This is a genomic window from Myceligenerans indicum, from assembly GCF_016742955.1.
GTDB lineage: Bacteria > Actinomycetota > Actinomycetes > Actinomycetales > Cellulomonadaceae > Myceligenerans > Myceligenerans indicum.
This window is the reverse complement of sequence record NZ_JABBYC010000084.1, coordinates 1-8,406: the sequence shown is the minus strand read 5'-3', so window position 1 is coordinate 8,406 and position 8,406 is coordinate 1. Positions and strand designations below refer to the sequence as shown.

Sequence of the window (8,406 nt, the reverse complement as noted above, 5' to 3'; positions counted from 1 at the left end):
GCCTGCGTGATCGTGAACCCGCCCGCGACCATCGTGTCCAGCCCCACCTCTCGGGTGTCGCCCTGCGCGACCGTGTTGGTCGCGATTAGACCGAGCGTGCCCTTCGTTGACAGGAGTGATGTCGCACTGCATCGTCGCAGGTCGGGCACCCTGTCGTCGGTGAACATCAACCAAGTCCGCCGCTGCGTCCTCTACGCCCGTCTCAGCGTTACCAAGGAGGAGTCGGTCTCGATCGCGCGACAGCTCGAGTCGGGACGCAAGTACGCCGAAGCCCGAGGCTGGGAGGTCATCGGCGAGTTCGTCGACGACGGTGTCTCGGCGACGGTGAACCGCCCGGAAGATCGCAAGGGGTGGGCTGCGCTCCTTGCAGCTGACGGGTTCGACGCAGTCGTGATCTGGAAGGTCGATCGTCTCGCCCGTCGAGTGCTCGACTTCCTGCACGCGGACGAGGCGCTCCAGAAGCGTGGCGCGGGCTTGGTTGCCGTCGAGGACCCCATCGACATGACCAGCCCGCAGGGCCGGGCCTTCGCCGTCATGCTCGCGGTCTTCGGGGAGATGGAGGCCGAGGGCATCCGGGCGCGGGTTCGCGCGGCACGCGCTCACCTCATCAAGGACGGCCGTTTCGTCGGAGGTGGCATCCCCTACGGCTACCGTTCGATCGAGAACCCGGATGGGCCTGGGCGGGTGCTGGAGAAGGACGCTGAGCGGATCGGCTGGCTGCGCGAGGCGGTTCTTCTCGCCCAGCAAGGAAAAACGGTCAACGCGATCGCAACCTGGCTCACAGACCAGCACGCACCGCTGCCGGTGCGGCGCAAGCCTCGCCTCGATCCAGAGAACCGCGCGTGGAACCGTCAGACGGTCGAACAGCTCCTGCGCAATCCGATCCTGGCTGGGATGACGCCGCACAACCCGGGCCGGGCGAAGAGCGACAAGCGAGCGGACCCCTTCGCCGTCGTCCGCGATGAGGGAGGCGCCCCGGTCATCGACGAATCTCTCGCGATCATCACCTTCGACGAATTCGGGGAGTTGCAGCGAACTCTCGATGCACGCGACAGCCCACAGGCCCGCAAGCGCTCTGAGCGGGAGCCGACGAGTCCGCTCCTGTCGCGGGCTGTGCTCTGCGACGACTGCGACGTCTATCTCTACCGAGGTGCGAACCAGAAGCAGCCCGTCTTGTACTGTCCGAAGTGCCGTCAGACGATCGGCCGCACTCGGCTCGACCCGTACCTCATTGACCGTCTCCTCACGGAGCGTGGTGCCGAACCCCACGCCGGTTCAACCGTCCTCGAACGCTGGCGCGCGGTCGGAACCGATGAGAGAGCCCGCCGCGAGATCCTTCTGTCACAGGTGGCGAGCCTTCGGATCCGTCGAGGAGTTGTCGGGCGCTACTTCGACGATGAGCGGGTGCTTCTCCGGTGGCGTCCTGGAGCGCGGTTCGACGACGGGGTACCTGTTGTCGCGAGGGCGGCGGACCTCCGAGTCGTCGAGCTGTCCACAGATCAGCGCGTCGATGCTTAACCGACGCGTCGACTCGGAGGATTCCGGGTGAACTCGCCTCCTGCGCGGGCCTTGGGGGCGCTCGTGCCAGTGCGTCCGGCTACGGTGGTATCCGTTCCTGACCAGGCCATCTAACAGGAGGCGATCGTTCATGACCGAGCTGGCCGGGGCGCCGTCGGGTAAGACGCCGCCTGCTCGTCGCGAGTACGAACTCTCGCATGTACCCAGGGGCCCGTGGACGTCGTGGGACGTCCGGGAGAACTTCTCGGACATCCTGGAGCGAGAGCTGCTGGGGCCGGGCCACGGGGACGACGAACTGCTGGACGCTCCACCGGATGCCCTGTATGTGGTGGGGCGGATCGCGCCTGCGAAGCTGCTCGGAAAGGGCGCAGTGCGCAGCGCCGACGGCGAAGACGCAGACGCAGACGTGGTCGAGGCCGAGGAGGCGGACCTGGGGCGGGGCGTGCCGGTCGGCACGGTCGAGGAGGTCTCGTCGTCGGACGACGACGGCGTCGAAGACGCGCCCGTGCGCAAGGGCCTGATGATCCCGGCGTCGATGGGGCTGCGCTTCCAGGTGCCGACGGACTTGGCGTCGGTCACGGTGCGGGCAGAGTGGGGCTCCTACAAGATCCAAACGACCGACGAGGTGGATCGGTCGGGGCAACCAGTACGCAAGTACGCCAGGACGCAGCATGCATACTCGGTCGAGCTCGACCTGCAGTCGCTCGTGACTGGGACGACGAAGGACCTGTCGCTCGAGGATGCCGTAATCATCCGGGTGGACGTCATGGACGATGTCGTTGGCTCTGCCGGCCGGCGCATCGTCGAGTTGGCGCTCTGCAATGACCGAGTCTCGCCACGGCGCATCCCGACGGACATGTGGATGTACCAGACGCGCCTGCGCGTTGAGGCGGGCGGAGAGGCGGTCTTCCTTCCGGTGTCCGACGTGCTGGAGGATCCGGTTCTCGATCCTGATGACGAACTGCAGCGGCTGCAGCTCCAGTACCGGGACCGGTTGCAGTTCGCCGTGGGCCGCACCTGCTCGGCGGACTGGACCGTGACCGGCGACGCCCGGCGTGCAACCCAGGTGCGTACGACGTGGTTGCCGGTCTCGGAGACTCCGCAGACCCAGGCGCGGGAGATCTCCGGCGCGTTGCTGGACATGGTTGCGCTGTCGACCGCCCCGGCCGAGGCCCTCGATGCTGGGCTGCGTCCCATCGTCGCGGGATACGCAGCGTGGCTTGGCAAGCAGGAGTCGACTGCCGGGCGCCTGCCGGAGCACCTCCGCGAGGTGGCCGCGGACACGATCCAGGATGCTCGCAAGGTCGCCGCGCAACTGGAGCGGGGCCTGGACTTCCTGCTCGCCAACGAAGAGGCTTTACGGTGCTTCCGGTTCATGAACCGGGTCATGGCCGACCAGCGCCTGCAGTCCCAGGTCGCCGCGCTGCGGGCGACGACACCCGGGCTCTTGCTCGGCGAGGCCCGCGCCGAGGTCGAGGTGCGAGGGCCGAAAGCGCACTCGTGGCGTACGTTCCAGCTGGCGTTCGTGCTCATGCAGATCGAGGCGCTGGCTGTGCCCGGGCTGGCGCGGCGCTCCTCCGACGCGGCGAGCGCCGAGCTTCTGTTCTTCCCGACCGGAGGTGGCAAGACCGAGGCGTACCTGGGTCTTGCGGCGTTCACGTTCGCGATCCGGCGGCGTCAAGGCATCGTCGCATCGGCGGACGGAGACCTGGACGGTGGCGACGGCGTCGCCGTCCTGATGCGTTACACGCTGCGGCTGCTGACCGCCCAGCAGTTCCAACGCGCGACGGCGCTGGTGTGCGCGGCTGAGGTCGCCCGTCAGGCTGATCCCGGGACGTGGGGGAGCACGCCGTTCCGGATCGGTCTGTGGGTAGGTACGTCGGTGTCGCCGAAGCGGTACCAGGAGGCCGAGGAGCAGTTGAAGAAGGCGGCCGAGCTCAACTCGAAGTACGGCTTGACGGTGCTCCAGTTGCAGCGTTGCCCGTGGTGCGGCACCCCGATCGAGGGCACCGCTCACGTCAAGGGCGACGATGTCACGGCCCGGGTCCTCGTGTACTGCGGTGACAAGTTCGGAGACTGTCCGTTCTCGATGCGTGACGGCGGGGAGGGGCTGCCGGTCTTGACGGTCGATGAGGAGATCTACCGGCTCACGCCGTCGTTCGTTATTGCGACGGTAGACAAGTTCGCGCGCCTCGCTCGCGAGGGTGAGGCCGCAGCCCTGTTCGGGTATGTCGGCCGGCGGTGCGATCGGCACGGGTACGTTCACGAGGACTACGACGGCTGCGCGGTCGCGACTGGAGGGACGCACCCGAGCAACGGCGTTCATGGCGCGGCGCGGGTGCGGAGGACTGGAAGGTTGCGGCCGCCGGATCTGATTATCCAGGACGAGCTGCATCTGATCACCGGGGCTCTCGGTACGGCCGTCGGCGCATTCGAGATGGCGATCGACGTGCTTGCCACCTGGGACCAGCCCGACGGGACACCTGTGCGGCCGCTCGTCGTAGCCTCGACGGCGACCGTTCGCAACGCGATCGACCAGGTGCGGGCGCTGTACGGGCGGCGCGTAACGATGTTCCCGCCCCAGGTCCTCGACGTCGCTGACACGTTCTTCTCCCGCGAGGTGCCTGTCACGCCGGAAACACCGGGCCGTCGCTATGTGGGGGTGAGTACCACCGGGGTGCGCCTGACTGCGGCAGAGATCGTCGTGGCGTCCAACCTGTTGTCGGCCGGGCAGCTCATGATGGACCGCGCGGGGAAGTCGGCGGACCCGTACATGACGCTCGTCGGCTACTTCAACGCGACTCGAGAGCTCGCCGGAATGGCGCGCTACGTCGCCGACGACGTCCAGACTGCTATCAGCCGACCTCGGCGCGGGAAGTACTTCCCGTTCCGCTATGGGACCGTCGGCGCACTGAACGTCGCCGAGCTGACATCCCGCATCGCCTCGACCGAGATCAGCGGGAACCTGGACCAGATGGCGGTCGGCTTCGACCCGGCCTTCGACAGCACCGCGAGCCGGATGGCATGGCGGGCTCTGAGCGACGCCGAGAGGAAGAAGGCGCCCTTCCGCGACGCGCTGCCGTTCGATGTCGTGCTCGCGACCTCAATGCTGCAGGTCGGCGTCGACGTATCCCGGCTCGGTCTGATGCTGATGGTTGGGCAGCCGAAGAACACAGCCGAGTACATCCAGGCATCCTCCCGCGTCGGCCGGGAGGCGCGGTGGCCCGGCCTGGTGGTCACCCTCGGGAACTGGGCCCGACCGCGAGACCTTGCGCACTTCGAACAGTTCCGGCACTACCACGAGACGTTCTACGCCCAGGTGGAGCCCCTGTCCGTCACGCCTTACTCCCTGACCTCCTTGGAACGGTCCCTGGATGGCGTGCTCGTCTCCGCTGCCCGGGTTCTCGACGCTCCTCGGGGCGAAGAGGGGCTGTCGCCGGAGCGGAACGCCGGATGGATCGAGGACGCGGCCGATCGGATCGAGGCTCTCGCCGAGCGACTCGTCGCGCGCGCGACCGTCGCGGGGGGCGAGGATGCCGCACACGAGGTGTCCGAGCTGCTGAAGAACAGGGTCGGGAGGTGGAAGGCACGCCGGAAGGTGGTCGCCGTAGACCAGCACCGGCTTGTCTACGAGAAGGTGCGTGACGAGTCGAAGCAGGCGACACTCCTGCGATCCGCCGAGAACCGCAGCGCGGGCGACGGTCCGAGTCAGGTCCCGTTCGTCGTGGCGAACTCGATGCGTGAGGTGCAGCCGGAGATCAATCTCCTGGTGACCCCGATGAAGGAGAAGCTGATGGCGCGCGAGCTGTACGAAGCACCCCCGTGGGGTGCCTCGAGCATTTCAGCGACGAACGGGGGAGACTGATGACCGAGGTCACGGAGCAGCGCTCGTCATCTGCGCCGGCGGACGATGCCCTCGATCCGCTCGGTGACCTGGACGCGACGGATACCCAGAAGGCGACGAAGAACCGGGCCAAGGTCGGATCGGCCCGACCGTCGTCCCTGCTGTACACCTATGGGCCCGGCGCGATCATGGACCTGCCGCACTTCACGGTGATGCCCGCTGGGCTCGACGACTGGGAGAAGGTATGGGCCCGGCGACCATCCGTGCCCACGATCCACGCGCCGCGGCTGCTCGACGCCGTGCGGCGCTTCCCGGGCCAGTGGAGCGTCGGCGAGCTGCGGCCGTTCCCGTGGGCGCCCAAGCGGACCCAGTTCTCCAAGGAGGGTGACGACCTTGGCGTCCCTGCACGGGTCTTCCCGCAGTGGCTGCGTTGCCCGGGCTGCGACCTGCTCGGGCCCCTGACGCGGTTCGACTACGTCAACACCAACCCGTTCCGGCCCGATCGTGCCCGCTTCGAGCACGTCGGCTGCCCGAGGGCGCCGAAGGGCCGCAAGGTCGGTATCCAGGCTGTGCCTGCGCGGTACCTGTTGGCCTGCCCGAACGGCCACCTCGACGAGTTCCCTTACGACTGGTGGGTCCACGAAGGCGGCTCCTGCCCAACGCCCGGCGTCGTCAGTGCCACTCTCAAGATGACTGAGCGGGCCGGAGGTAAGGGAGCTTCGGCGACCGTGCACTGTGCGCAGTGCGCGGCGTCGCGGCCGATGAACCAGGCGCAGGGCGAGGTCGGGCGGTCAAAGCTGCCCGCCTGTCGTGGTCGGCATCCACACCTCGGGATGTTTGACCCGCGCGGCTGCACGGCAGAGACCCGTCTCATACTGCTCGGAGCGTCGAACCTCTGGTTCGCCGCGACGCAGTCGATCGTCGTCATGCCCGAGGCGGAGAAGGCCGTGCCCTCGACGCTTGGGTTCGAGCTCCTGGAGGCCGTGGGCGTCAAGCGCGTCGAGAAGTACGGTGACGACCTGGCTCGCTACCGCGACTACCTGGACGAAGAAGAGTCTCCGCTCGTAGCGTGGAGTGACGACCAGCTCGCCGCGGCGATCGCCCAGGCCCGTGAACCGGAACCCACGGTCGAGGAGCAGTTTGAAGCGCTCGCCCAGTGGGACCCGGTGGACCTGCTTGTCCCCGAGTGGAACTACCTCCAGAAAGACCCCATAGGACCGCGCCACGAAGGTGACGCGCTCAGCGGGCTGGCGCTGACGAAGCAGCCCGTCCACGCGGATCTGACCGGTGGAGGCGTATCCCGGGTTCTATCGGTGGACCGGTTGCGGAAGGTCAACGCCATCGTCGGGTTCACGCGCATCGACGAGATGGAACGCGCTAACGACATGCCCGCCCGCATCGTCCCGCTAACCCGCTCGGGACGCCCGACCTGGACAGCGGCGACACTGGATCAGGGCGAAGGCGTCTACCTGCAGCTCGACGAGGGGCGGGTAGCAGCATGGGAAGGGCGGGTGCTCGATGCGCCGTCCTGGCGCGCGGGCGCGGTAGACCTGTGGGAGTCGCACCGACAGTCCCACGAACGCAACTTCGCCAACAGGTACTCCGAGACCGCTGTGGGCGACGCCGAGAGCCGATTCAAGCCGCCGCGCTACTGGCTCCTGCACACGCTCTCGCACGTGCTGATCCGGGAGATGGCGATGTACTCCGGGTATTCCGCCGCCTCGCTCTCCGAGCGTGTCTACGCCTGGGACGGGACCGATGACCGCCCCCCGGCGGCCGGACTGATGATCATCACGACGGCCTCGGACTCTGACGGCACGCTTGGCGGGCTCGTGCAACTGTCCAGACCGGAGAACCTGCAGCGTGTGATAGACCGGGCGCTGACGCGGGCCCGGCGCTGTTCTTCGGACCCGGTATGCGGAAATCGGGTCCCGAAGGATCCCGAGGATTTCCTACATGGGGCCGCCTGCCACACCTGCGCGATGGCTTCGGAGACGTCGTGCGAACGGGCGAACCGCTTCCTCGATCGTCGATTCCTCGTGGACCTGCCAGGGTTCGCCGGGTACGGGTTCTTCGACCACGGTGCGTGACGACGTCGCCGTGGGAAAGCCCGACGAGGACGCAGTGGCCCAGCTCGGGGCGCTGCTGACCGGGACCGAGGCGCGGCTCGCAGCGCGAGCTCTGGGCGAGGGGGAGTCCGTGTCGTCGGCCTTCGGCGTCGTCGAGACCGGGCGACGCACGGAGGCGCTCGGGCTCGTGGCTGCCGCAGGGCTGCGCCCCCGGCGGGACGTCCTTGTTGCTGTGCTGCGCGCGATCGAAGGAGCCCGCTCCCAAGCCACACGGGCGGACACGCTGTGGACGATGCCCGGGCACCTTGCGGGGAGCGGTGGGCTCACGTCATCGCTCGTCGGCCTCGTCGACAGCGCCCGTGAGTCCATCGTGTGCTCGACGTTCAACTTCCAACGCACGTCAGGGATGTGGGCGGCGCTACGAGGAGCTGCTTCACGGCCGGGAACCAGTGTGCGGCTCTACCTGGATTCGGCTGCTGCGGCTGGCGGCCGGACCCCATCTACTGCGGACGTGGCGGAACAGCTGGCGCCCGCTGTGGTCCTTGGGACTGGGACATTTGACGGCAAGGCTGTCCGCAACCACGCGAAGTTCGTCTCGATCGACCACCGCTGGGTAGTGATCACCAGCGCAAATTTCTCGTGGAGCGCCGAGTACGGCAACGTCGAGCTGGGCGTCGTGATCGACGACCCGAACCTCGCGGACCGGATCGAACGAGAGATGCGGGACGCGGAGGACGTGATCTATCAGCAGGTCTATCAGGGGCGTAGCGACGGGAGCGACGAGTGAAGGCGTGCGCCACGAGTATCAACACCTCCGTCGCCGGCGCCGTGCGGTGACCCTACAGGAGGGCAGGGTCGGTCGGTTCTCGGTGGGTGAGATGGGTCGGGCGTGGTCCTGACCTGGGAGGATGGCAGTTCCTACGCGTGCGCCGTGAGGCGCTTGTTGATCGTGCGGTGGTGAGAGGCCGCCGCCGC

The 8,406-nt window shown here is 67.8% G+C and carries 4 protein-coding genes; all 4 read left to right on the top strand.

All coding sequences use genetic code 11. From position 1 onward, the window contains the following. Window positions 1–159: 159 nt before the first annotated feature. Window positions 160–1,518, top strand: a complete 1,359-nt coding sequence (locus HGK34_RS21375; RefSeq protein WP_201851287.1) for a recombinase family protein — start codon at window positions 160–162, stop codon at window positions 1,516–1,518. 130 nt (window positions 1,519–1,648) lie between these two features. After that, window positions 1,649–5,383 (top strand): DISARM system helicase DrmA, encoded by a 3,735-nt coding sequence (drmA, locus tag HGK34_RS21370; protein ID WP_201851285.1) that lies wholly within the window; start codon window positions 1,649–1,651, stop codon window positions 5,381–5,383. After that, window positions 5,383–7,452 (top strand): MrfA Zn-binding domain-containing protein, encoded by a 2,070-nt coding sequence (gene drmB / locus HGK34_RS21365; RefSeq protein ID WP_201851283.1) that lies wholly within the window; start codon window positions 5,383–5,385, stop codon window positions 7,450–7,452. The genes drmA and drmB overlap by 1 nt, the downstream gene beginning before the upstream one ends. 10 nt (window positions 7,453–7,462) lie before the next feature. Beyond that, window positions 7,463–8,218 carry a DISARM system phospholipase D-like protein DrmC gene (gene drmC / locus HGK34_RS21360; protein WP_307816166.1) on the top strand — a complete coding sequence of 252 codons (756 nt, stop codon included), beginning with the start codon at window positions 7,463–7,465 and terminating at the stop codon, window positions 8,216–8,218. The last annotated feature ends 188 nt before the right edge of the window (window positions 8,219–8,406 follow it).

Coding starts and splice junctions, on each gene's coding strand:
- drmA (WP_201851285.1), top strand. CDS start 1,649: ATGACCGAGCTGGCCGGGGCGCCGTCGGGTAAGACGCCGCCTGCTCGT.
- drmB (WP_201851283.1), top strand. CDS start 5,383: ATGACCGAGGTCACGGAGCAGCGCTCGTCATCTGCGCCGGCGGACGAT.